Raw genomic sequence first — 24,554 nt, 5'->3', positions numbered from 1 at the left:
CGATGGACCGGGTGAAACGTACACTCGCGCCCTATCTTCTCGTCCTTCCGGGCGGGTTGTGGCTCGTGGTCTTCTTCGCGGTGCCGATGGCGACGATGGTGTCGCTGTCCCTGCAAGAGGGTGACGTGGTCAACGGGTTCGTCTTCACGGGCCACTGGCAGAACTACGTCGAGTCGCTCGCGGATTACCAGACCCAGTTGATCCGTTCGCTGGTGTACGGCGCCGTCACGTCGTTCGTGTTGATCGTGCTGGCATTCCCGGTCGCGTACTGGATCGCCTTCTACGGGGGCAAGCGGAAGGCGACCTATCTGTTCCTGATCCTGCTGCCGTTCTTCGTGTCGTTCGTCCTGCGCACCATCTCGTGGCGGATGCTCCTCACGGACGACGGCGTGCTGCTGCACCCGCTGAAGGAGGCCGGGGTGCTCCCGGCCGACTTCCAGGTGCTCGGCACCGCCACCGCGGTGATCGCCGGGCTGGTGTACAGCTTCCTGCCGTTCATGGTGCTGCCGATCTACGTGGCACTGGAGCGCATCGACCCGCGCGTGGTCGAGGCGGCGCGGGATCTGTACGCCTCCCCGGTCTCCTCGTTCACGAAGGTCATCTTCCCGCTGGCACTGCCCGGTGTCTTCGCCGGTGTGCTGATGACCTTCGTGCCGGCCAGCTCCGACTACGTCAACTCGGAGCTGCTGGGCAGCTCCGAGACCACCATGATCGGGCAGGTCATCCAGTCGAAGTTCCTGTCCAACTCCGACTACCCGTCGGCGTCGGCGCTGTCGTTCACGCTGATGGCGGTGCTGCTGGTGGGCATCTTCGCGTACGCGCGGGCCCTCGGTACCGAGGACGTCATGAAGGTGGCGGCGCGATGACGGGCCGGTTCCGCATCGGCGGCGCGCGGTTGATGCACATCTACACCTGGGTGCTGATCGCCTGGCTCGTCCTGCCGATCTCGGTGATGATCCTCTTCGGGTTCAACAACCCGAGCGGCCGGTACAACCAGACCTGGCAAGGCTTCACGTTCAAGTGGTACCGGGACGTGTTCGCCCTCGAGGCACTCACCGACGCGCTGGTGATGTCGCTGGTCATCGCGGTGATGACCGCCCTGATCGCCGGTGCGCTGGGCACCGGCATCGGGTACGCCCTGGGCCGCTGGCGGTTCCGCGGGGCGGGCGGGCTCAACCTGCTGATGTTCGCGGCGATCTCGTCTCCCGAGCTGGTGATGGGCTCGTCCCTACTCAGCATGTTCGTCTCGCTCGGGGTCAGCCCCGGCCCGGTGACCATCACGATCGCGCACGTGATGTTCTCGGTGTCGTTCGTGGCGATCGTGGTCCGGGCCCGGGTGGTCACATTGGACCGGTCCCTCGAGGAGGCCGCGGCCGACCTCGGGGCGAGCGGCTGGACCACGTTCTGGAAGGTGATCTTCCCGATCCTCCTGCCGGCGATCTTCTCCGGTGTGATGCTCGCGTTCGCCCTCTCGATCGACGATTTCGTGATCACCAACTTCACCGGCGGTACGACCGAGACGTTCCCGATGTGGATCTGGGGTGCGACCCGGGTCGGCCTGCCGCCGCAGGTCAACGTGATGGGGACGATGATCTTCGCGGCCGGCGTGCTGATTGCGGTGGCGTCCAACATCCGCTCCCGGTCGAAGAAGAAGGTCGCGGCGTAACGAATCCCGGTGAAACGGCCCGGCGGTGCGAACCGCCGGGCCGTTTCGCATTCTCTCAAGTCCGGTAAAAACTGCGGAAAGAGCACTCACAACTCTTGTGTGCGACGGAATCCGTGGGCAGTATCGGATCAACCTCTGGAACTAGTGGGAGAGATACCCGTGACAGACCGATCGCCCGCTGACGTGGACGCCCTGTCCAACACCGCCCGTGACCACCTCTGGATGCACTTCACCCGGCTCTCCGCATACCAGAACAGCCCGGTCCCGGTGATCACCCGCGGAGACGGCTGCTACGTCTGGGACTCCGCCGGACGCCGCTACCTCGACGGCCTCTCCGCCCTCTTCGTCGTGCAGACCGGCCACGGCCGGCAGGAACTCGCCGACGCCGCCGCCAAGCAGGCCGCCGAGCTGGCGTACTTCCCGATCTGGTCCTACGCCCACCCCAAGGCCATCGAGCTGGCCGCCCGCCTCGCCGACCTGGCGCCCGGCGACCTGAACCGGGTCTTCTTCACCACCGGCGGCTCCGAGGCCGTCGAGTCGGCGTGGAAGCTGGCCCGCTCCTTCTTCAAGCGCACCGGCAAGCCGCTCAAGACCAAGGTCATCTCGCGGGCGGTGGCGTATCACGGCAGCTCGATGGGCGCCCTGTCGATCACCGGCATCCCCCCGTTCAAGCAGGACTTCGAGCCGCTGGTCCCGTCGACGATGCGCGTGCCGAACACCAACTACTACCGCCGCCCCGACGAGAACATGACGCCCGAGCAGTTCGGGATCTGGGCCGCCGACCGCATCGCCGAGATGATCGAGTTCGAGGGCCCGGACACCGTCGCGGCCGTCTATCTGGAGCCGGTGCAGAACGCCGGCGGCTGTTTCCCGCCGCCGCCCGGCTACTTCCAGCGGGTCCGCGAGATCTGCGACCGCTACGACGTGCTGCTCGTCTCCGACGAGGTGATCTGCGCGTTCGGCCGGCTCGGCGAGTACTTCGGCGCCGACCGGTACGGCTACCAGCCTGACATCATCACCGTCGCCAAGGGCCTCACGTCGGGATACGTGCCGCTCGGCGCGATGATCGCCTCCGAGCGTCTGGCCGAGCCGTTCCTCACCGGCACCAACTGGTTCGCCCACGGCATCACCTACGGCGGGCACCCGGTCGGCGCCGCGGTCGCGCTGGCGAACCTCGACATCATGGAACGCGAGGGTCTCAACCGGCACGTCCGGGAGAACAGCCCGCTGTTCCGCTCGTACCTCGAGAAGCTCCTCGACCTGCCGATCGTCGGCGACGTCCGCGGTGACGGCTACTTCTTCGGCATCGAGATGGTCAAGGACAAGTCGACCAAGGAGACGTTCGACGCCGAGGAGTCCGAGCGCCTTCTCCGCGGCTTCCTCTCGCAGGCGCTGTTCGAGGCCGGGCTGTACTGCCGCGCCGACGACCGTGGTGACCCGGTCATCCAGCTGGCGCCGCCGCTGACCGCCACGGAGACCCAGTTCGCCGAGATCGAGCAGATCCTGCGGACGGTGCTCACCGAGGCCCAGAACCGCCTCTGACGGTCCGCCGAAACCTGGCTGGACACCACCGTTGTCTCAAGGCTCGTAAGACAGCGGTGGTGTCCAGCTGTGGAGGTCCGGCTGTGGTGCGCCGTTGTCTCGGGGCTCTTGAGACAGCGGCGCGCGACAGCCGGACCTCTTTGTCATGCGTGGGCCACGTACACCCAGGCGGTGCCGCCGGAGGCGAGCGGTGCCTCGATGCGGTGGTAGTCGTCGACCTCGTAGTCGTCGGCGCGCAGCAGGTCCGCCTCGTTCACCTCGAGCGCTGACCCGGCCACCACGTCACCGGGATCACCGGTCGGGACGAGGATCGGGTGGAACCGCTCACCGCTGACCGCCAGCACGTCCCGGTCGGTGATCTCCACCTGCTCGAGCCGGAAGCCGACGATCCGGTCGTCACGCCCGTCGAGCCGGCGCCCGAACGTGCTCGTCTGCACGGCTGGATCACGGAGGGTCCCGTAGGAGAACAGCAGAGGCATGATCGAACCTTATCTGCCTCGGCCTCGCTCCGGCGTACCCGTCCCAGTCCGAGAACTTCCGGAACCATTTCGTAACTTGGCCGACGGAGAAATGCCTCCCAGAGCGATTAGGGCCCGCCTGCGCTGCCGCTTCTCTGGAACCTCGCAGCATCAAATCACCGAAACTTCCGAGCATTGCTCCGGGGTGGCGTGCGAGGCGCATCCGTGCAGGTCGATCGCCTGTCCTGGATGGACAGCCCGGCCGGGTAATGGGCGAAATACGTCACTCGGAATTGCAATGAATGCTGCTCCTGGGTTCGAATTGCGGAGGCGTCTATTCTCGATTCGAGAATTGGTGTCACCGATGTGCACGGATCGATGAGTCTCGGGCTGGCAAGCCTCTCACCAGCGCTCATGGGCGGCGGACTGCGGGATCGGCGGTCGGCGGCGTCATCTTCAGCGTATTGACGCGGTCAATTATCGGGGCTTAGCGTACGGGTTGCTGACCGCGCTCCTCCCCACGCTCGTTCCCATTTCGACACCCCCGGAGTGACCTTTGATGAAGGCAACCCGCGTCGCCGTGGCCGTCCTCGCCGCGTCGTCGCTTCTCACCGTCGGCGCCCAGCCGGTGCGGGCCGTACCCGCGGCCACGACGGCGCCGGCAGCCGCCGGGCACGGCAGCCACGTCAAGACGCTGCGTCAGGCGGCACCACGCGACCTGAAGATCGGCACGGCCGTTGCCGGCGGCGGCCACCACCTCGAGCAGGCCTACCCGGATCCGTTCACCTACGACCGCCCGTACCGCAAGGTCCTGGCCCGTGAATTCAACTCCGCCTCGCCGGAGAACCAGATGAAGTGGGAGTTCATCCACCCGGAGCGCCACCGCTACAACTTCGGCCCGGCGGACGCGATCGTCCGGTTCGCGCGCCAGCACGGTCAGGTGGTCCGCGGGCACACGCTGCTCTGGCACAGCCAGAACCCGGAGTGGCTGGCCGAGGGCACGTTCACCAAGGCCGAGCTGCGGTCGATCCTCAAGCAGCACATCTTCACCGTGGTCGGCCGCTACCGGGGCCAGATCCACCAGTGGGACGTCGCCAACGAGATCTTCAACGAGAACGGGGAGTACCGGCAGGAGAACATCTTCATCCGGGAGCTCGGGCCGGGGATCGTCGCCGACGCCTTCCGCTGGGCGCACCAGGCGGACCCGCGGGCGCAGCTGTTCCTCAACGACTACGGCGTCGAGTGGCCGGGCGCCAAGGTCGACGCCTACGAGGCGCTGGCCGAGCAGCTGCTCGCCGACCGGGTGCCGGTGCACGGCTTCGCCTCCCAGGCGCACCTCAGCATGCGGTACGGCGCCCCCGACCAGCTGCGCGAGGTGCTCCAGCGCTTCGACGACCTCGGGTTGCACACCGCGATCACCGAACTTGACGTGCGCATGGACCTGCCGGCCGGTGGTGTGCCGACGGCGGAGCAGCTGGCCACCCAGGCGCAGTACTACAAGACGGTCCTGGACGCCTGTCTCGCCGTCGACGACTGCAACTCGTTCACCATCTGGGGCTTCACCGACAAGTACTCCTGGGTGCCGGTGTTCTTCCCGGCCGAGGGCGCCGCAACCGTGATGGACGACGACTTCCGCCGTAAGCCGGCCTACTTCACCCTGCGCCAGACCCTCGCCGACGCCCGCTGACACACCGAACCCCGGCTGGCGCGCACCGCTGTCTCATGCTTCGCGAGACAGCGGTGAGCGCCGGCCGGATGTGCTGGGCCGCGTCCGGTCGGACGGGTTCGGGTGCGGCGTCAGCCGGCGATCTGCTGGCGCAGCGTGGACGCCCGGGCGGCGTCCCCCGACTCCTCGGCCAGCTGGGCGTCGGCGAACATCTGCTGCCAGCCGCCGGGAGCCCGCCCGGCCTCGGCGCGTGCGGCGGCGGCGTCACGCACGTCGGGGGTCGCTGCGGTGCGCAGGCCCCACCCGTACGGGAAGAGGGGTTGATAGGTCGTGTCCCCGATGTTGACCGGGACCTGCGAGACCGAACGCGGCCAGGAGAACGACAGCCGGCCGGTGAACGGCACTCTGCCGAAGAGCACATCCGCGACTCCGGCCCCCTCGCTGCCGGGCAGCCAGGACGCGACCAGGGCGTCGATCTTGCCGAGCTGGTCGGTGATCACCTGCGGGCGCCCGGAGACGATCAGCACCACGCACTTCGCGACGGCGTCGCAGACCTTGTCGACGACGGCCCGGTCGCCGGGTTGCAGGGTGAGCAGCTTGGGCTCCTTCTGCTCCTCGGTGCCCTGCGTCCAGACACCGCTCCCCACATCACCGAACCCTTCGGCGTACGGCGTCTCGCCTACCACGACCACGCCGACGTCGGATGCGCCGATCGGTGCGGAGGCGTCGGCGCTGAAGGTGACGGCCGTGGACGGGGCGACCTCCCGGATGCCGTCCAGAACGGTGGTGCCGGGGATGACGTCGCCGTTGCGGCCCTGCCAGTCGATGGTCCAGCCGCCCGCCTGGTTGCCGATGTCGTCGGCGCTGCGCCCGGCCACGTAGATCTTCGCGCCGGGCCGCAGCGGCAGCAGCCGGTCACTGTTCTTGAGAAGCACCTGCGACGCGGCGACGGCCTCGCGGGCCAAGGCGCGGTGGGCCGGGGTGCCGACTTCGCCGAGGGTGGCGTACGGGTTCTCGAAGAGCCCGATCCGGAACTTCACCCGCAGTATCCGCCGGACCGCGTCGTCGATCCGGCTGACCGGCACCCGCCCGGCCTCGACCTCGGCCCGCAGATGCTCCTGGAACTGCGGCGCGGTGCTCGGCTCCATGAACATGTCGACGCCGGCGAGGACCCCGGCGCGGACCTGGCCGGCGGTGGGTTCCGCGGTGTCGGCGGGTTCGGTCGACGGGAGCTGGTGGATGGCCTCCCAGTCGCTGATCACGAAGCCGTCGAAGCCCATCTCGCCCTTGAGGGTGCCGGTGATGAGGTCCCGGTCGGCATGCACCTTGACCGGGTTGCCGACGCCGTCCTCGGTCCGGTCGACGCTGGAGAACGACGGCATGACGCTCTGGACGCCGTGCTCGCTGACGGCGGCGGCGTACGGGACGAGGTTGATCCGGGCGAGGTCGGGCCGGCTCGTTACCGTGACGCCTTGGTCGATGGCGTAGTCACTGTCACCGGTGCCGTGCTCGGTGTCGCCGTCGCCGCCGAAGTGCTTGACGGTGGCGACGACTCCGCCCTGCTCGAGCCCGTCGACCGCGCTTGCGCCCAGCCGGGTGACGAGGCCCGGGTTCTCGCTGAAGCTCTCGTAGGTGCGGCCCCATCGTTCGTCCCGGGAGACGCAGACGCACGGCGCGAAGTCCCACGGGATGCCGGTGGCCCGCATCTCCGCGGCGGTGGCCCGGTAGACCGCATCGACGAGCCGGGGGTCGCGGGTGGAGCCGAGGCCCACGTTGTGCGGGAACACCGTGGCGCCGTGCACGTTGCCGTGCCCGTGGACGGCGTCGATGCCGTAGAGGAGCGGGATCCGCAGCGGTGTGTCCAGTGCGGCGCGCTGCAGGTCGTTGACCATGTCGACCCAGGCCTGCGGGGTGTTCGGCGCCGGAACCGACCCGCCACCGGACAGCACGGAACCGAGTCGCCACGCGGTGACCCGGCCGGGGTTGGCCGCCACCTGGGCACGTTCTGCCTGGGTCATCTGCCCGATCTTGTCGGCCAGGCTCATCCGGGACAGCAGGTCGGCGACCCGGCGTTCGACCGGTTGCCGGGCGTCCAGGTACGCCGGGCTGATCGTTTTCGTAGCCGCCGCGGGTACTGAGGCGAGGGTCGCGGTGAGGGCCGCCACCGCGCCCAGAGCCACGAGCCGAGAGTGTGGTCGCAATCGTCCTCCTCGGGATCTCGGTATGGGAGCGCTCCCGAAACGATCCTCGATGCGAGGAACGCCTCCCGGAAGAACAACGCGGGTGTTGCGGGTACCGACATATCCGCCCCGGCCCGTACCGGGCTGGCGCATGCTTGACGAACGGACTTCCGACGGAGCTGACATGGCCGTATTGCTGATCGCTGAGGACGACGAGGACATCGCTCTGGTACTCGCCAGGGTGTTCAAGCGAACCGGAATGACCGTGCTGCGCGCATCGGACGGACGGGCAGCGTTCGAGGCGATCGTCGAGCACCGGCCGGACATCGTGCTCACCGATCTCGGCATGCCGGTGATGGACGGGTGGGAGTTGATCGAGGCGATCCGGGGCCATCCGGACGATGACGTGCGACGCATCCCGGTCGCCGTGCTCAGCGGTCACCTGCGGCCGGGGGATCCGCGAGCCGGCTCGGCCCGCGTCTGCGCCATCATGCTCAAGCCGTGCCCGAACGACCGCCTCCTCGCGACCATGGACGAACTGATCGCCATCGGACTCCACGATCACGACGGCGCGGACAGCCGCTGTCCCGCAGACATGTCCGTCTCGGTATGAAAAGTTAGGAATTGGGTAGGGCCTCGGAAAGCCCGTGGCCACGGGCCTCGGTCGGGAGAATCGGGCGGGTCATGGTGGTGCTGGACGAGGCGTCCGCTCTGCACAACGGCGCCTTCCTCGTAGCCCTGCTGCAGAGCATGGACGCGGGGGTGGTCGCCTGTGACAGCCACGGGCGGGTGGTCTTCGCCAACCGGTCCATGCGCGAGGCCGCCGGCATCGAGCCGGACGGACCGCTCCCCCCCGACTTCCAGGACATCGCCTACCGTCACCTGACCACCCCCGACATGCGTCCGATGACCCCCGCCGAAAGTCCGCTGCTGCGGGCGCTGCACGGCGAGCACGTGGTCTCCGAGGACGTGCTGCTCCGCCGCCCCGGCCAGCGGGTACGCATCTTCGACACCAGCGCCCAGTGCATCCGCCACCCGGACGGGCGGCCGCTCGGGGCGGTCGCCGTCGCCCACGATGTCACCGCGCTGCGCCGGGTCGAACGGTTCCGCAACTGCCATCTCGCCGTTCAGCACGCGCTGATGAAGTCGTCCACGATCGCTCAGGCCACTCCCGGCGTGCTGCGTGCGGTCACCACCACGCTCGGCTGGCCGTCGGCGGAACTCTTCCTCATCGACGAGGCCACCGGCCTGCTCCAGTCGGCCGGGTACTGGGATTCGGCCGGTCTCGACCCGGATGGCTTCTTCGGGCACACCCCGGTACGCGGGCAGGGCATCACCGGCCGGGTCTGGGAGAGCGGCCGGCCGCTCTGGATCCCCGACATCAGGGTCAGCGCCGACCTGCGGACCGCACACGAGCGTGAACGCGTGCAGATCTGCCTGCGCCGCGGGGTGCGCACCGCGCTGTCCGTGCCGGTCCGCGACGGCCACGCCCTGCTCGGCGTGCTGACCTGCTACGCCGGCACCCAGGAGTACGAGCCCGACCTGCTCACCGTCCTGCTCCACGGGGTGGCCGGGCAGATCGGTGTCTTCGTCGCCCAGCGGCGGGCCGAGGAACTGTCCCGCCAACTCGCCCGCGCCCAGGGAGACTTCGTCGATCTGGTGGGGCACGAGTTGCGTACCCCACTCACCTCGATCACGGCGAACGCCACGCTGCTCGCCGAGGAGGCGGCCGGCCTCGACCCGGACATGCGGCAGATGGCCCAGGTCATCGCCCGCAACGCGGCCGTGCTGCAGAGGATCGCCGACAGCCTGCTCGACCTGGCCGGCCTCGACTCCGGGCATCTCGGGCTGGACGTACGTGACGTCGACCTGGCAGCGCTGGTCGCCGACGCGGTGACCTGCCTGCGGCACAGCGGCGACCGGCTGACCCTGGCCACCGAGCTGCCGTCCGCACTGCACCTGCCCGGCGACGAGGCCCGGTTGCGGCAGGTCATCGACGATCTGCTCTCCAACGCGGTCCGCTACAGCCCGCCGGGGGCGCCGATCCACATCACGCTGCACGCCGACGACCCGATGGCGGAACTGTGCATCGCCGACAGCGGCATCGGCACCCCGGCCGGGGAACAGGCCCGGGTGTTCGACCGGTTCTTCCGCGGCAGCAACGTGCGCCATCAGGGCAGCAGTGGCAGCGGGCTGGGTCTGAGCCTGGCCCGCGCCATCGTCCTGCTGCACGGCGGGACGATCAGGCTCACCGACAACCGGCCGACCGGCACCATCGTCTGCGTCCGCCTCCCGCTCGCCGGCCCCTGAACCCCCGGCTGTGCAAAACCGCTGTCTCGGGCGGGTTGAGGCAGCGGTGTGGGCCAGACGGGGGTCAGGCGGCGCGGCGGCGGTCGAGAGCGTCGAGCAGGGCGGTGGCACGCAGGCCCGCGTTGATGCCGAGCCACCGCGCCGGTTCCGGTTCCCAGCGGCGCGAGCGGTGCCCCACCCACGGCAGGCGGGTCAGGTCACTGTCGATCCCCAGGATCAGATCGGTGAGGGTACGCCCGGCGAGGTTCGCGGCGGCGACACCGTCACCCACGTAGCCGCCGGCCCAGGCGATCCCGTCACGCAGTCCGACCGACGGCATCCAGTCCCGCGGGATCCCCAGCGGCCCGCCCCAGCGACGGGCGATCGGCGGATCGATCCCGAACAGCTCGGTGATCGTCGCCCGCAACGCCTCGAACACCTGCGGCACCAGGTCGTACTCCGGCCGGATCCGTGACCCGAAGTGGTACGGCGCGCCACGGCCACCGAACGCCAGCCGGTCGTCGGCGGTCCGCTGGCCGTAGATGACCAGCCGCCGCTCATCGGTGAACGTCTCGCGCCGAGCCAGGCCGACGCGCTGCCAGAACTCCTCCGGCAGCGGCTCGGTGACGATCATCAGGGAGTACACCGGTGCGATGTCGCGGCGGTGCCCGGCCAGCCCGGCGGTGTAACCCTCCAGGGCCCGCACGACCGTGGGCGCGTGGACCGTACCGCGGGAGGTCCTGATCTGTCCGTTCCTGATCTGCTCGACGCGGGTGTCCTCGTGGATGGTGACGCCGAGGCTCTCGACGACCGAGGCCAGGCCGCGCACCAGTTTGGCCGGATGCAGCGCGGCACAGTGCTCGCTGTAGATCCCGCCCAGCACGCCGGTCGCGTGGCACATGGCCTTCGCCGTCCCGGCGTCGACGAAACCCGGATCGCCCTGTGCCCGGCGCAGCTGGACCGTGCTCCGGACCAGGGAGATCGTGCCGCCCTTGGCGTAGTCGCAGTCGATGCCCTCGGCCAGCGCGGCGCGGCCGACCTCGTCGACGGCACCGCCGAGTGCCCGGTGCATGGCGGCCGCCGCGTCCGGGCCGTACCTCCGGGCGAGTTTCGCCTCGGAGACCGGGAAGAGGCCGGACGCCCAGCCGCCGTTGCGGCCGGACGCGCCGAAGCCGCAGTACTCCGCGTCCAGGACTACGATCCTCCGGGACGGATCGGCCTTGGCCAGGTAGTACGCGGTCCACAGCCCCGTGTACCCGCCGCCGGCGATGGCCACGTCGGTGTCGAGATCACCGGCGAGCGGCGGGCGCTTCCCGATCGGCCCCAGCGAGTCGAGCCAGAAGGAGGGGCTGAGCATGTGGACCTACCGTGTTCCCCAGGCGTAGGTCTGTTTGGCGAGACGCAGGTACATGAAGGTGTCCGCGGCGCTGACCCCCTCGATGGTCCGCACCTTCTCGTTGAGGATGTCGAGCAGGTGCTCGTCGTCGGTGCAGACCAGTTCCACCAGCAGGTCGTACCGGCCGGCGCAGATCACCACGTAGTCGACCTCGGGGATCTCGGCGATCCGGTCGGCGATGGTGCGCAGGTCGCCGTTGACCCGCAGGCCGACCATGGCCTGGCGGGCGAACCCCAGGGTGAGCGGGTCGGTCACCGCCACGATCTGCATCAGGCCGTTGTCCAGAAGCCGCTGTACGCGCTGGCGCACGGCGGCCTCGGACAGGCCGATCGTCTTCGCGAGCGTGGCGTACGACATGCGGCCGTCACGCTGCAGATGCTCGATGATCAGTTTGTTCGTATCGTCCAGCGTCACGTCCGTCACGCCGCGATTCTTCCCTGGAACGCTTGACGTAAGCAAAGGGGTCGCCCGTCAGGTAAGCAGTGCTCGTCGAAGGATGTCGATGCCTCGGTTCAGGTCCTCGTCCGGGATCACCAGCGGGGGCAGGAATCGCAGCACGTTGCCGTAAGTGCCGCAGGTAAGGGTGAGCAGGCCGGCGTCGTGGCAGGCCTTCGACACGGCCGCGGTCCGGGTCGGGTCCGGTTCGATCGTCCCGGGGATCACCAGCTCGACGGCGATCATCGCGCCGCGTCCACGTACCTCGGCGACACCCGGATCGGTGTCGGCGAGCGCGGCTTTCAGGGTGGCGCCGATGCGCTGGGCCGCCGCGTTCAGGTCCAGTTCCCGCATCGTCTCGATGGCGGCGAGCGCGGCCGCGCAGGCCACCGGGTTCCCGCCGTAGGTACCGCCGAGGCCGCCGGCGTGCACGGCGTCCATCAGGTCGGCGCGGCCGGCCACACCGGCGATCGGCAGCCCGCCGCCCATGCCCTTGGCCGTGGTGATCAGATCCGGTTCCAGGCGCTCGTGCTCGGACGCGAACCACTGGCCGGTACGCGCGAAGCCGGTCTGGATCTCGTCGGCGATGAACACCGCCCCGTTCGCCTTCGCCCAGGCCGCGATCGCCGGCAGGAAGCCCGGTGCCGGCACGACGAAACCGCCCTCGCCCTGGATCGGCTCGATCAGCACGGCCGCCACGTTCGAGCCGCCGACCTGCTTCTCGATCACGTCGATCGCCCGGCGCGCCGCCTCCGCACCGTCCAGGCCGCCGTCGCGCAGCGGGTACGACATCGGCGCCCGGTAGACCTCCGGGGCGAACGGGCCGAACCGGTGCTTGTACGGCATGTTCTTCGCGGTCAGCGCCATCGTGAGATTGGTGCGGCCGTGGTAGGCGTGGTCGAACACCACCACGGCCGGGCGGCCGGTCGCGTGCCGGGCGATCTTGACGGCGTTCTCCACCGCCTCGGCGCCCGAGTTGAACAGCGCCGCCCGCTTCTCGAACGTGCCCGGCGTCAGCGTGATCAATTCCTCGCAGACGGCCACGTACGACTCGTACGGCGCCACCATGAAGCAGGTGTGCGTGAACCGCTCCACCTGCGCGCGGACCGCCTCGACCACGCGCGGCGCGGCGTTGCCGACGTTGGTGACCGCGATGCCGGACGCGAAGTCGATCCACTCCCGGCCGTCGACGTCGGTGATCGTGCCGCCGCCGGCGTGGTCCACGTAGGCGGGCACCACCGAGCCGACACCCTGCGCGACCGCCGCCAGCCGCCGCTTGTGCAGTTCCTCCGAACTGGTCACGGTCAGGCCCCCACGTTGTGCATGACGTGCTTGATGCGGGTGTAGTCCTCGAACCCGTACACCGACAGGTCCTTGCCGTGCCCGGAGTGCTTGAAGCCGCCGTGCGGCATCTCGGCGACCAGCGGGATGTGGCAGTTGACCCAGACGCAGCCGAAGTCCAGGCGCTGCGTCATCCGCATGGCCCGGCCGTGGTCCTTCGTCCAGACGCTCGACGCCAGCGCGTAGTCGACGCCGTTGGCGTAGCGGACCGCCTCGTCCTCGTCGGTGAACTTCTGCACCGTGATGACCGGCCCGAACACCTCGTTCTGGATGATCTCGTCGTCCTGCCGCAGCCCGGAGACCACGGTGGGGGAGTAGAAGAAGCCACGGTCGCCGACGCGCGCGCCACCGGCCTGCAGCACCGCGTGATCCGGCAGCCGCTCGATGAAGCCGCTGACCCGGGCCAGCTGATCCGCGTTGTTGACCGGGCCGTAGAGCACGTCCTCGTCGTCGGGTGCGCCGGTGCGGATGCCGCGGGCCTGCTCGGCCAGTGCCGCGACGAACTCGTCGTAGATGCCCGGCGCGACCAGGACCCGGGTGGCGGCGGTGCAGTCCTGGCCCGCGTTGAAGTAGCCGGCCTCGGCGATCGACGCGGCGGCCGCCTCGACGTCGGCGTCGTCGAACACCACGACCGGTGCCTTGCCGCCCAGTTCCAGGTGGGTGCGCTTGAGGTCGGCGGCGGCCGAGCCGGCCACCTCCATGCCGGCCCGCACCGAGCCGGTGATCGACACCATCCGCGGGGTCCGGTGGGTGACCAGGGCGCGACCGGTGTCCCGGTCGCCGAGGACCACGTTGAACAGTCCGGCCGGCAGGAACTCGGCGGCGATCTCGGCGAGCAGCACGCTGGTCACCGGAGTGGTGTCGGACGGCTTGAGCACCACGGCGTTGCCCGCGGCGAGCGCCGGCGCGATCTTCCACATCGCCATCAGCAGCGGGTAGTTCCACGGGGTGACCTGGGCACAGACACCGATCGGCTCGCGCCGTACGTAGCTCTCGAAGCCGTTCATGTACTGCCCGGCGGACCGGCCCTCCAGCACCCGCGCCGCACCGGCGAAGAAGCGCAGGTGGTCGATGGCCGGTGGCAGTTCCTCGCTGGCGGTCAGGCCGAGCGGCTTGCCGGTGTTCCTCGACTCGGCGGCGACCAGCTCGTCGGCGCGGGACTCGATGGCGTCGGCGAACTTGAGCAGGGCGCGCTGCCGCTCACCGGGAGTGGTGTCCCGCCACTGCTCGAACGCGATGGACGCGGCCTTCATCGCCCGGTCGACGTCCTCGCCACCGGAGACCGGGGCCGAGGCGAACACCTCGCCGGTGGACGGGTCGATGAGGTCCTCGTACCGCCCCTCCGCGGGCGCGACGGCCTCGCCCCCGATGAGGTTGTGCAGCACCGTCTTCGCGGTCATCCGCCCTCCACATGTGGTATCGAGTGATCGGCCCCATCTTTTCTGCTGATTCCGTTGCTAACAAGAGTGCGCAGGAATATTTCCGTACGGCCTGGGGCCTTCACGGGGTACGGCGAACCGCCAGAACCGCGATGTCGTCGGTCGGCATCTCGGCTGCGACATCCGCCATGACGTTAGCGCAGACGACGTCCGCCGCGTCGGCTCGTACGCTGGTCAGAAGTCTTTCCAGCCCGTGGTCGATGACCTCCGCGCGGCGCTCCACCAGGCCGTCGGTGTAGCAGAGCAGCACCGCCCCCGGCGAGAGCGGCAGCTCGGTGCTGCACCGCGGCCGGGGCGGCCGGGCCACGCCGAGTGGCGGATCCACCGGCACGCCCGCGAACACCGCCGGCCGGCCCGGCTCCACCAGGACCGGCCGCAGATGCCCGGCCGAGGAGATCAGCACCCGGTCGCGGTCCGGGCTGATCATCGCGTAGAGCGCCGTGGTGAGGCTGCCCGCCTCGAACGTGTGCACCTTCCGATTCAGCAGGGTCAGCGCCTCGCCGGGATCCTCGCAGATCAGCGCGTACGCCCGGAGCGCGCTGCGGACCCGGCCCATCACCACGGCCGACGCCAGGCCGTGCCCGGAGACGTCACCGATCACCACTCCCAGCCAGCCGGTCGGCAGGGAGAAGACGTCGTACCAGTCACCGCCCACCCCGGTGGCGTGGCCGGGCACATAGCGGGCGGCCAGCTCGACCCCCGGCACCCGGGGCAACCGGGCCGGCAGCAGGCTGCGCTGCAGGGCGAGCGCCGCCGACTGGTCCAGTTTCGCCGACCGGATCCGCCCGGCCACCGCGGCCCGGTCGGCGACCATCTGCAGCAGCTTGACGTCGTCGTCGCCGAAGTCACGCCGGGTCAGCGTGCCGACATGCAGCACGCCGACCAGGTCCCGGCCGGCCATGACGGGCACGCCGAGAAGCGACCGGATGCCCTTCTCCAGCAGTATCGGGTTGACCACGTCGCCGGCGGTGACGTCGGCGATCCGCACCGGCCGGCGCATCGCGGCGATGCGGCCGGCGAAGCCACGCCCCACCGCGATCCGGAAGCCGGCCCGGACCTCCTCCTCGAGGCCCTTCGCCGCGGTGGCGACCAGTTGCCGGGCGTGCTCGTCGAGCAGCAGGATCGCCGCCGTGTCCACGCCCAGCAGGTCGCGCACCCGGTCGAGCAGCTCGTCGAGGAGATCGGAGGCGTCGAGCCGGGACAGCGTCGCATCAGTGACCGCCTCGAGGCGGCGAAGCCGCTCGTCGTCGTTGATGCGTGGGGGCACGGAATCAGCCTAGTGGCCGGTGGGCGGTCACGAATCGGCCTGACGCACCTCCACCGGCGTCAGCATGACCCGGTCGGGGCCGGCCAGGCGCACCGGTCCGGTCAGCTCGACGACCGCCTCGCAGGGCAGGTCGGCCGCCGAGGTTCCGGCGAGGATCCGCAGCTCACCGGGTTCGATGATGCGCCGCAGGTCGCGGCCGGTGAACGCGGTGCGGTCGGTGTGCACCCGGAACGCGACCTCCGCGGCGGCGCCGGCGGCCAGCTCGACGCGCTGATATCCGACGAGCTGAATCACCGGACGGGTGACCTGGGCGACCGGGTCGGACAGGTACAGCTGCACCACCTCGCTGCCGTCGCGGTCGCCGGTGTTGCGTACCAGCACGGTGGCGGTGAACTCGCCGTCGATCGGCACCCGGGTGCTGGAGAGCCGCAGGTCGCCGACCGTGAACGAGGTGTACGAGCGGCCGTGCCCGAACGCGAACAGGGGCGTGGGATCGAGGTTGCTGGTGCCGGTGTGCATCGCGCCGAGGCGCGGCTGCAGGTAGGTGCCGGGCTGGCCGCCGGGCGTGCGCGGGATCTGCACCGGCAGCTTGCCGCTGGGCTGCACCCGGCCGGAGAGCACACCGGCGATCGCGGGGCCGCCCTCCTCGCCGGGCATGAACGCCTGCACCAGGGCGGTGGCGCGACCGGCCACGTCACCGAGTGCGTACGGCCGGCCGGAGACCACCACCACGACCACCGGCTTGCCGGTCGCGAGCAGCGCCTCCAGCAGTTCCGCCTGCACGCCGGGCAGCCGCAGGTCGGCGGCATCGCAGCCCTCGCCGGAGGTGCCGTTGCCGAACAGTCCGGCCAGGTCGCCGACGAACGCCAGGCACACGTCGGCGCCCTCGGCCGTGGCCACCGCATCGGCGAATCCGGAGCGGTCGTCACCCTCGACGGCGCAGCCCGGGGCGTACGCGATCTCCGCGCCCCCGAACTCGGCACGCAGCGACTCGACCGCCGTGGGCAGCTCGATCTCCGGCTTGACCCCGGGATAGCGCGGCAGCACGTGGTTGGGGAACGCGTAGCAGCCCAGGAAGGTGCGGGCGTCGTCGGCGCACGGGCCGACCACCGCGATCCGGGCGGCACCGGTCAGCGGCAGCACGGTGCCCGGGTCGAGCAGCACGATGGACCGTTCCGCGACGGCGCGGGCCAGCTCCCGGTTCGTGGGGGAGTCGAGCACCACCCGCTTGGCGCCGGCGACCGAGTCCTCCGGGGTCCAGCCGTCGTCGAGCAGGCCGAGCGCGGCCTTCTGGGTGAGCACCCGGCGGGCCGCGCGGTCGACGTACGACTCGTCGAGCTTGCCGGCCCGGACCCGGTCGACCATTTCGGAGCCGTAGCCGATGGTGTCCGGCAGTTCCACGTCGATGCCGGCGACCAGCGCCCGCGCGCCCGCGTCGCCGTCGTCGGCGGCCACGCCGTGCATGCTGGCCAGGAACGGCACCGCCCAGTAGTCCGAGACCACCGTGCCGGTGAAGCCCCACTCCTCGCGCAGCACGTCGGTGAGCAGCCACGGATCGGCGCCGGCCGGCACCCCGTCGATGTCGGAGTACGAGTTCATCACCGATCCGACGCCCGCCTCACGGACCGCCGTCTCGAAGGGTGGGAGGATCATGTCGAGCAGCTCCCGGCGGCCCATCGGGACCGGGCCGTGGTTGCGGGCCCCGCGGGAGGCGGAATAGCCCGCGAAGTGCTTCAGCGTGGCGATCACCCCGGAGCTCTGCAGCCCCCGCACGTACGCCGAGCCGACCGTCGCGACCAGATAGGGGTCCTCGCCGATGGACTCCTCCACCCGGCCCCACCGGTAGTCGCGGACCACGTCGAGCACCGGGGCGAGCGCCTGGTGCACACCGAGGGCGGCCATGTCCCGGCCGATCGCCGCGGCCATCCGCTCGATCAGCTCCGGGTCGAAGGTGGCGCCCCAGGCGATCGCGGCGGGGTAGACCGAGGCGCCGTGCATGGTGAAACCGGTGAGGCACTCCTCGTGGACGACGGCGGGTATGCCGAGCCGGGAGGAGGCCATCACGATGCGCTGCTGGCGTACCAGTTCGGCGGTACCCTCCGACACGGTGATCGGGTAGCTGCCGTAGATCCGGGTCAGCTGGCCCAGACCGTGCCGGCTGGCGTCCTCCAGAGCGGGGCCGCTCCCGAACTCGTTCTCCATGGGCGCGACCGAGTGCTCGGACTCCGGCTCCGGCCCGGCCGCGCCCGTCGCGCCTTTGTCTTTTCCGAGCCACCGGCTGCCGAGCTGTGCCACCTTCTCCTCAAGGGTCATGATGGCGAGAAGGGCCTCGACGCGTTGAGCTTCCGGAAGCTTCGGGTCGCGCCACAGCGGCGGCGATTGTTCTGTCGTCACGGTTCCTCCGATAGTTTCCGAAACTTCCGAACCTCCCCGGACCTCGGCGACGCCGGTGTGCCGGGCGTGCGGGGGAGCGTCGGCGCTGCCTACTCTGGCGCCCTGAGCACTGTTACGGCAAGGGCCTTGACACTCGTCACAACGAAACCCTACGTTTACGAAACCCCGCGTTAAATTGCAGTCACACGACGAAACTTTCGCAAGCTTAACCGGTTCAACAGAACAGTTGCAGAGATCGCCTCATCATCAGCCGCACCGCGGCTTCGTTCGAGTACGGAGATCAGCGTGAAGCGCAGGACATTGTTGACCCTCTCCGCCGGAGCCGCCGCGGGCGCCGCGCTGGCCGCGTGCGGTAACGAAGGCCCCGGTGGCGGCGGCTCCGGCTCCGGCAGCGGCGGCTCGGCCAGCTACTGGTCCCTCAGTGGCGAGCCCGGCCAGCCCTACCGCCAGGCCGCGATCGACCGTTTCAACAAGGCCAACCCGGACTCCAAGATCACGCCGACGTTCTTCCAGAACGACGCGTACAAGGCGAAGATCAAGACGGCCCTCGGCGCGAACCAGGCCCCCACCCTGATCTGGGGCTGGGGCGGCGGCGGCCTCAAGAGCTACGTCGAGGCCGGTCAGGTCGAGGACCTCACCGACTTCTTCGCCAAGGACGCCGCGCTCAAGGGCAAGCTCCTCCCCGGCTCCTTCGGCGCCGCCACGGTCAACGGCAAGATCTACGCGATGCCGGTCGAGACCGTCCAGCCGATCGTCCTGTACTACAACAAGAAGATCTTCGACCAGGTCGGCGTGAGCGCCCCGCAGACCTACGGCGACATCCTCGACCTGATCCCCAAGTTCAACGCCAAGGGCATCGCGCCGTTCTCGCTCGCCGGCCAGTCCCGCTGGACGAACATGATGTGGCTCGAGTTCATGCTCGACCGCAACGCGGGCTCCGAGGTCTTCGACAACGTCTTCGCCGGCAAGGCGGGCGCCTGGTCCGACCCGGCGGTGCTGGACATGCTGACCAAGGTCCAGGACCTGGTGAAGATGAACGCCTTCCAGAAGGGCTTCGCCTCCACCGCCGCCGACACCAACGCCGACCAGGCCCTCCTCTACACCGGCAAGGCCGCGATGATGGTGCACGGCTCCTGGTCGTACGGCATCCAGAAGGCCAACGGCGGCAAGTTCGTCCCCGATGGCGGCCTGGGCTGGATGAACTTCCCGCCGATCGACGGCGGCAAGGGCGACCCGAGCAACACCGTCGGCAACCCCGGTCAGTACCTGTCGCTCTCCTCCAAGGCGTCCGCCGCCGACAAGGAGACCGCGAAGAAGTTCTTCTCCACCGTGCTCGTCGACGACGAGGAGAAGGCCGGCTGGGTCAAGTCCGGTGGTGTGCCGGTCATCGCGAACAGCGAGAGCCTGTTCACCGGCGACGACGCGCAGTTCCAGAAGGACATGTCCACGATCGCGTCCAACGCCAAGACCTTCGCGCAGTCGTGGGACCAGGCGCTGAGCCCGACGGCGGCCGAGGTCCTGCTGGACAACATCGCCAAGCTCTTCCAGCTGCAGGTCAGCCCGCAGCAGTGGGTGGACAACATGAACGGGGTCATCGGTAAATGACGACGCTCGCTCCGCCCGCCGTTCGCGGTCAGGAGCCCACCCGATCCAGCGGCGGGCGGAGCGGCTCCGTCCTCGTGTGGATGGTCCTGCCCGCTTTCGTGATGTTCATCTTCTTCGGGATCATCCCGCTGTTCGGGGTGATCGCGCTCAGCTTCGCGACGTGGAACGGCATCACTCCTGACATCCAGCTGAGCGGTCTCACCAGCTGGACTGCGGCTCTGACCAACCCGAACCTGCCGAACGCCCTGTGGGTCACCTTCCTGATCATGGGGTTGTCCTGGCTGGTGCAGACGCCGCTCTCCATCCTGCTCGGCACCTTCATGGCCCGGCAGACCCGCTACCGCGGTTTCCTCGCGGTTCTCTACTTCATCCCCCTGCTGCTCAGCTCCGCGGCCATCGCGATCACGTACAAGTCGCTGCTGGACCCGAACTTCGGGCTCGGTGCCGGTCTCGGCATCGAGGCTCTGAACCAGAACTGGCTCGGCCAGGCCAACCTGGCCATCGCCACCCTGATCTTCGTGGTCTCCTGGCAGTTCATCCCGTTCCACTCCCTGATCTACCAGGGCGCGGTACGGCAGATCCCGGCATCGATGTACGAGGCCGCGCAGATCGACGGCGCGGGCCGGGTCCGGCAGTTCTTCAACATCACGCTTCCGCAGCTCAAGTACACGATCATCACATCGTCGACGCTGATGGCGGTCGGCTCGCTGACGTTCTTCGACTTGATCTGGGTGCTGACCGCCGGCGGCCCCGGCGACGCCACCCGGGCCCTCGCGGTGCAGATGTACCAGCTCGGCTTCCAGGCCAGCCTGATGGGCCCGGCCAGCGCGATCGCCGTCATCCTGGTCCTCGTCGGTGTCGGACTCTCGCTGTTGCTGCGGCGGATCGGCGGACGGGCCGATCAGAGCCAGCTGGAAGGAGCCTGAGGTGGCGACCATGACCCCTACCCACGCCGCCGGAACCGGGGCTCGTAAACACGCGGCGCCACCGGCCCCGCGCCGGCCGGTCGGACGGCGGTTGATCGAACGCAACTGGATCGGCGGCAGCCTCGGCTGGATCTGGCTGGTCATCGTGATGGTGCCGCTCTACTGGCTCGTCATCACCAGCTTCAAGACCCAGTCGAACTACTTCATCACCAACCCGCTGCTGCCGCCGGGCGAGTTCACCTTCGAGAACTACCAGCTGGTCATCGAGAGCGACTTCGTCAACTACTTCATGAACAGCGTCATCGTCACCGCCGGCGCCATCATCCCGGCCACGCTGATCTCGTTCATGGCGGCTTACGCGGTCGTACGCGGCGCCGGCAACCGGTTCCTGAAGACGGTCAACGGGATCTTCCTGCTGGGGCTCGCGATCCCGCTCCAGGCCGTGGTCATCCCGGTCTACCTGATCATCATCAGGATGGAGCTGTACGACACGCTCCAGGCGATCATCCTGCCGTCGATCGCCTTCGCCATCCCGCTGTCGGTGCTGGTACTGGCCAACTTCATCCGCGACGTCCCGAAGGAACTCTTCGAGTCGATGCGGATGGACGGCGCCACCGAGTGGGGCACGATGTGGCGGCTCGCCTTCCCGCTCACCCGGCCCGCACTCGTCACCGTCGTCATCTACAACGCGGTCGGCATCTGGAACGGTTACCTGCTGCCGCTGATCCTCACCCAGAGTCCCAGCCAGGCCACCATCCCGCTCGCGCTCGCGTCGTTCCAGACCCAGTTCGGCGTGAACGTCCCGGCGGTCGCCGCGTCGGTCACCCTCACCACGGTCCCGATCGTGCTGCTTTACGCGATCGGGCGGCGTCAGCTAGTCAGCGGCCTGACCGCCGGCTTCAGCAAGTGAAACCGCGCGTGCCGCGGTGCTCTCCCGCACCATCAGCTTGGTGACCAGCTCCACCCGCGGGGTCTCGATGGTCTCGCCGCGCGACAGTCGCAAGACGGTCCGCGCGGCGAGCGCCCCCATCTCGGCCAGCGGCTGACGGACCGTCGTCAGCGGCGGCGACGCCCAGCGCGACTCGGGCAGATCGTCGAATCCGACCACGCTCAGCTGCTCGGGCACCCGCAGACCGCGCCGCCTGGCCGCCTCGCACACCCCCAGCGCCATCAGATCGCTGGACGCGAACACGGCGGTCGGCGGCTCGGGCAGTTCCAGTAACTGGCAGCCGGCCACGAAACCGGACTCGTGCCGGAAATCGCCCACCTGCACCAGTGCCGGGTCGACCCGCAGGCCGGCGGCCTCCAGTGCGGCCCGATAGCCGTCCAGCCGGGCCCGGCTGCAGAGCAGATCGGTGGGGCCGCCGACGAAACCGATCCGCCGGTGCCCCAGGGACAGCAGATGGTCGGTGGCGGTCCGGCCGCCCGACCAGTTGGTCGCACCGATCGTCGGCACATCGGACGCGGCGCCACCGGCCGGATCGATGATCACCACCGGCACCTTGAGGCGGTGCAGCTCGTTGTGCACCGGCTCGGCGACGTCCGAGGTCACGAAGATGACGCCGTCCGACGCGCGGGCCCGCAGATTCTGCAGCCACTGCCGGGTGGCCGTGGTGCGCCGGTGCACCTGCGAGACGACGGTGCCGACGCCCGACGCGTGGGCGACGTCCTCCACACCGCGGATCAGCTCCAGGGCCCAGGGACTGTCCAGGTCGTTGAAGACCAGGTCGACCAGACGGGCTCGCCCGGTATGCCGAGAGTTGCGGGGCCGATAGTCATGCTCGCGCAGCAGTCGCTCGATCAGCTCACGCGTGTTGGGCGAGACGTCGGAACGCCCGTTGAGCACACGGGAGACAGTGGGAACCGACACCCCCGCGGCTTCTGCGATCGCCGCGATGGTCACTCGACCCCTGCCACTTGCCACGGAAGCGCTCCTTACCGCCGGCCCTTCTCGGCTGCAACTTTCGGGCTCCGGCACCGAGAATTCTGCCATGGCCGGGTCGCGGGACAAATGCCTGGTCGGACTGGGACCGCTCCCACTTCTGTTCCGCTGCGCGAAACGTACATTTCCCGGGAATCTTCCGTGGTCAGGCCCCTTTCCCGCCCGTTCGCATCCAGCGATCATGATGCGGTGAGCCAGTACTTCCAGGCTGAGGGCCAGGTCCTGTGGAACCCCGCCAGCCGTGTCGCGGAGCTCTTCTTCCGCACCGGTGAGGCACTCGCGCCCACGGTCGACCTGCCGACCGGGATCGATCCGATGGTGGCGGACGAGTACGAGATCGACCTCGACGCCTTCACCGGCTTCGTGGACGCTCTGGTACGCCGCTACCTGTCATCCAGCCACGCGATCCTCAGGTCGTTGCTGGAAGGCTTCGCCGCCACCGCGATCGTGATGGTGCAGCGTGCCGGCCGTCAGGTTCCGGCACTCGATGACGTGCCCGTACCCGATCAGCGGGACATCTCGGTGGGGCCCGCCGGCATTGCGCCGCCCGGCGATGCGGCACGCCTGCGAGCTCTCGCTGAGGAACACGCCCGCGCCATGCCGGTCTGACCGTCGCCGCGACGGATCCCGGGGGAGCGGCGCCGCTGCCGGTGTGCCGGCCCGCCCCGCCGGGCGGCGCGTGGGCGGGCCGGTGGGATGTCAGGCGAAGTGCGGGATGACCTCTTGCGCGAAGCGCAGCAGCGGCTCGTGGTCGTAGGCGACTCGCGGGATGTAGACGATCACGTAGTCGGCGCCGGCCTCGACGACCTTCTCCAGCCTGGCGATCGTCGACTCGGTCGACTCGGCCGGGTCCAGGTGGAAGCTTGTCGACTTGCGGATCCGGTCGTAGTCACGGCCGAGGTTGTCGCAGTGCTCCCTCAGGACCGCCGCCTTCTGCCTGATGATCTCCGGGTCGCCGTTGCCGAAGTTGGCGCCGTCGGCGTACTTGGCGACCAGTTTGAGCGTCACCTTCTCGCCGCCACCGCCGAGCCAGAACGACGGATGCGGCTTGCGGACGCCCTTCGGCTCGTTGATCGGCTCGTCGATCCGGTAATGCTTGCCGGTGAAGACGGGCCGCTCCTCGGTCCACATCCGGTGCACGATCTCGACCGCTTCGCGGAAGGCCGCCATCCGCTGCGGGACCTCGGCCCACTCGTAGCCGTAGGCCTTCCACTCGTGCTCGTACCAACCGGCGCCGAGCCCCGCGTAGAGGCGGCCGTGGCTCGCTACGTCGACGGTCGAGGCGATCTTGGCGTAGAGCGCCGGATGCCGGTAGCCGTTGCAGCCGACCATCTGGCCGATGTTGACCCGGCTGGTGTCCCGGGCCAGCGTGGACGACACCGTCCAGGCCTCGAACGTCGTGTTGATCGTCGGCTCGGGAACGGTGTGGAAGTGGTCGTACACCCAGACGCTGTCCCAGGGACCGGCGTCGGCGAGCTTCGCCACGGCCGTCATCGCCTCGTACTGCTCGACCGGGTCGGCGATCTCGACCAGGTCCATCCGCCATCCCTGCGGCACGAATACCCCGAAACCAATGCTCATGGCCATAACCTACCGTGCCGGTGGGATGCCCGCCGCTGGCAGTAGCAGGTCGACTGATACCGATGGGACGTGGCTGCTCCGAAGGCGTTGGCCTAGTCCAGAGGATCTCGGTTGAGCAGCCAGCGCGGGCCAATGGGGGAAACGGTGGGGTAACCAGACAGCGGTCGGCGGCGTGTCGAGCTTCCGGAACTGCCGCCGTGAGCAGGCGGATATACCCGTGCTCCGTACAGGCACGGGCCTCAGCGGCCCGGATTAACCGGTCTTCCAGCGACACCACGAGGGTGTGGGTGTCGACATCTGGCGCGTCGGGTCCGGCTGTGCCTTCGTCGTCGACTAAGAACTCCTAACTTTTTGTGGTTCGGAGGCGGCGCCAGCAGATGAGGGCGCAGCCGAGTTTGAGCAGGGCTTCGTGGATGTCGTCGCGGAT

Annotated in this window: 20 protein-coding genes; 10 read left to right on the top strand and 10 right to left on the bottom strand. The window is 69.3% G+C overall.

Translation table 11 applies throughout. From position 1 onward, the window contains the following. Positions 1 to 2 precede the first annotated feature (2 nt). The 3 genes from AB0G04_RS41295 to AB0G04_RS41285 all read left to right on the top strand — a co-directional run bounded on the left by AB0G04_RS41295 (position 3) and on the right by AB0G04_RS41285 (position 3,208). Entirely contained in the window at positions 3 to 866 is an 864-nt protein-coding gene (locus tag AB0G04_RS41295) for an ABC transporter permease (protein WP_360995247.1), read from the top strand. Beyond that, positions 863 to 1,666: an ABC transporter permease gene (locus AB0G04_RS41290; protein WP_360995244.1), complete on the top strand. Its 804-nt coding sequence runs from the start codon at positions 863 to 865 to the stop codon at positions 1,664 to 1,666. Before AB0G04_RS41295 ends, AB0G04_RS41290 begins: the two co-directional genes overlap by 4 nt. Positions 1,667 to 1,858: 192 nt before the next feature. Continuing rightward, the gene (locus AB0G04_RS41285) at positions 1,859 to 3,208 is read left to right on the top strand and encodes an aspartate aminotransferase family protein (RefSeq protein WP_360995366.1); all 1,350 of its coding nucleotides are present in this window, start codon (positions 1,859 to 1,861) and stop codon (positions 3,206 to 3,208) included. A gap of 143 nt (positions 3,209 to 3,351) precedes the next feature. Here AB0G04_RS41285 and AB0G04_RS41280 read toward each other — a convergent pair whose 3' ends face one another. Next, on the bottom strand, positions 3,352 to 3,687 hold the full coding sequence (locus AB0G04_RS41280) for a gamma-glutamylcyclotransferase family protein (protein WP_360995241.1): 336 nt from the start codon (positions 3,685 to 3,687) through the stop codon (positions 3,352 to 3,354). 538 nt (positions 3,688 to 4,225) lie between these two features. Here AB0G04_RS41280 and AB0G04_RS41275 point away from each other — a divergent pair. Then, entirely contained in the window at positions 4,226 to 5,353 is a 1,128-nt protein-coding gene (locus AB0G04_RS41275; RefSeq protein WP_360995238.1) for an endo-1,4-beta-xylanase, read from the top strand. A gap of 110 nt (positions 5,354 to 5,463) precedes the next feature. Here the strand turns inward: AB0G04_RS41275 and AB0G04_RS41270 are convergent, their stop codons facing one another. After that, positions 5,464 to 7,533 carry a glycoside hydrolase family 3 protein gene (locus AB0G04_RS41270; protein WP_360995236.1) on the bottom strand — a complete coding sequence of 690 codons (2,070 nt, stop codon included), beginning with the start codon at positions 7,531 to 7,533 and terminating at the stop codon, positions 5,464 to 5,466. 163 nt (positions 7,534 to 7,696) lie between these two features. Between AB0G04_RS41270 and AB0G04_RS41265 the strand changes: the two genes are divergently transcribed. Together AB0G04_RS41265 and AB0G04_RS41260 are read left to right on the top strand one after the other, a co-directional pair. Then, complete coding sequence (locus tag AB0G04_RS41265) at positions 7,697 to 8,125, top strand: response regulator (RefSeq protein ID WP_360995233.1); 429 nt, start codon at positions 7,697 to 7,699, stop codon at positions 8,123 to 8,125. A 71-nt stretch (positions 8,126 to 8,196) separates the two neighbouring features. Next, positions 8,197 to 9,822 carry an ATP-binding protein gene (locus AB0G04_RS41260; RefSeq protein WP_360995231.1) on the top strand — a complete coding sequence of 542 codons (1,626 nt, stop codon included), beginning with the start codon at positions 8,197 to 8,199 and terminating at the stop codon, positions 9,820 to 9,822. A gap of 64 nt (positions 9,823 to 9,886) precedes the next feature. Here AB0G04_RS41260 and AB0G04_RS41255 read toward each other — a convergent pair whose 3' ends face one another. The 6 genes from AB0G04_RS41255 to AB0G04_RS41230 all read right to left on the bottom strand — a co-directional run bounded on the left by AB0G04_RS41255 (position 9,887) and on the right by AB0G04_RS41230 (position 18,073). Next, the gene (locus tag AB0G04_RS41255; RefSeq protein ID WP_360995228.1) at positions 9,887 to 11,158 is read right to left on the bottom strand and encodes an FAD-binding oxidoreductase; all 1,272 of its coding nucleotides are present in this window, start codon (positions 11,156 to 11,158) and stop codon (positions 9,887 to 9,889) included. Positions 11,159 to 11,164: 6 nt separating this feature from the next. After that, a complete protein-coding gene (locus AB0G04_RS41250; RefSeq protein ID WP_360995226.1) occupies positions 11,165 to 11,620 on the bottom strand; it encodes an Lrp/AsnC family transcriptional regulator in 456 nt (151 codons plus the stop codon). A 48-nt stretch (positions 11,621 to 11,668) separates the two neighbouring features. Beyond that, complete coding sequence (gene gabT, locus AB0G04_RS41245; RefSeq protein ID WP_360995223.1) at positions 11,669 to 12,934, bottom strand: 4-aminobutyrate--2-oxoglutarate transaminase; 1,266 nt, start codon at positions 12,932 to 12,934, stop codon at positions 11,669 to 11,671. 2 nt (positions 12,935 to 12,936) lie between these two features. Then, positions 12,937 to 14,373: a gamma-aminobutyraldehyde dehydrogenase gene (locus tag AB0G04_RS41240; protein WP_360995220.1), complete on the bottom strand. Its 1,437-nt coding sequence runs from the start codon at positions 14,371 to 14,373 to the stop codon at positions 12,937 to 12,939. A 100-nt stretch (positions 14,374 to 14,473) separates the two neighbouring features. Next, on the bottom strand, positions 14,474 to 15,679 hold the full coding sequence (locus AB0G04_RS41235; protein WP_360995217.1) for a GAF domain-containing SpoIIE family protein phosphatase: 1,206 nt from the start codon (positions 15,677 to 15,679) through the stop codon (positions 14,474 to 14,476). Positions 15,680 to 15,706: 27 nt separating this feature from the next. Beyond that, entirely contained in the window at positions 15,707 to 18,073 is a 2,367-nt protein-coding gene (locus tag AB0G04_RS41230) for a glycoside hydrolase family 3 N-terminal domain-containing protein (RefSeq protein ID WP_360995214.1), read from the bottom strand. Positions 18,074 to 18,358: 285 nt separating this feature from the next. Between AB0G04_RS41230 and AB0G04_RS41225 the strand changes: the two genes are divergently transcribed. From AB0G04_RS41225 to AB0G04_RS41215, 3 genes are read left to right on the top strand one after another with little or no spacing between them, the layout of a single operon-like run. Next, the gene (locus AB0G04_RS41225) at positions 18,359 to 19,678 is read left to right on the top strand and encodes an extracellular solute-binding protein (protein WP_360995211.1); all 1,320 of its coding nucleotides are present in this window, start codon (positions 18,359 to 18,361) and stop codon (positions 19,676 to 19,678) included. Further along, a complete protein-coding gene (locus AB0G04_RS41220; RefSeq protein ID WP_360995208.1) occupies positions 19,675 to 20,604 on the top strand; it encodes a sugar ABC transporter permease in 930 nt (309 codons plus the stop codon). The genes AB0G04_RS41225 and AB0G04_RS41220 overlap by 4 nt, the downstream gene beginning before the upstream one ends. Positions 20,605 to 20,614: 10 nt before the next feature. After that, positions 20,615 to 21,514, top strand: coding sequence for a carbohydrate ABC transporter permease (locus AB0G04_RS41215; RefSeq protein ID WP_360995206.1), 900 nt, complete (start codon positions 20,615 to 20,617; stop codon positions 21,512 to 21,514). On the opposite strand, the gene AB0G04_RS41210 is transcribed toward AB0G04_RS41215, so the two are convergent. Continuing rightward, positions 21,479 to 22,528 (bottom strand): LacI family DNA-binding transcriptional regulator, encoded by a 1,050-nt coding sequence (locus AB0G04_RS41210; protein WP_360995203.1) that lies wholly within the window; start codon positions 22,526 to 22,528, stop codon positions 21,479 to 21,481. The genes AB0G04_RS41215 and AB0G04_RS41210 overlap by 36 nt on opposite strands. A 207-nt stretch (positions 22,529 to 22,735) precedes the next feature. On the opposite strand from AB0G04_RS41210, the gene AB0G04_RS41205 reads away from it, so the two are divergent. Beyond that, positions 22,736 to 23,155 carry a DUF6086 family protein gene (locus AB0G04_RS41205; RefSeq protein ID WP_360995200.1) on the top strand — a complete coding sequence of 140 codons (420 nt, stop codon included), beginning with the start codon at positions 22,736 to 22,738 and terminating at the stop codon, positions 23,153 to 23,155. A 90-nt stretch (positions 23,156 to 23,245) separates the two neighbouring features. On the opposite strand, the gene AB0G04_RS41200 is transcribed toward AB0G04_RS41205, so the two are convergent. Further along, positions 23,246 to 24,127: an LLM class F420-dependent oxidoreductase gene (locus tag AB0G04_RS41200; RefSeq protein ID WP_360995197.1), complete on the bottom strand. Its 882-nt coding sequence runs from the start codon at positions 24,125 to 24,127 to the stop codon at positions 23,246 to 23,248. Positions 24,128 to 24,554 lie beyond the last annotated feature (427 nt).

Origin of the sequence: Actinoplanes sp. NPDC023801 (assembly GCF_040639655.1) — a bacterium.
Classification (GTDB): Bacteria; Actinomycetota; Actinomycetes; order Mycobacteriales; family Micromonosporaceae; genus Actinoplanes.
The sequence above is the reverse complement of the archived record's forward strand: the minus strand, read 5'-3'. Positions and strand labels throughout refer to the sequence as shown.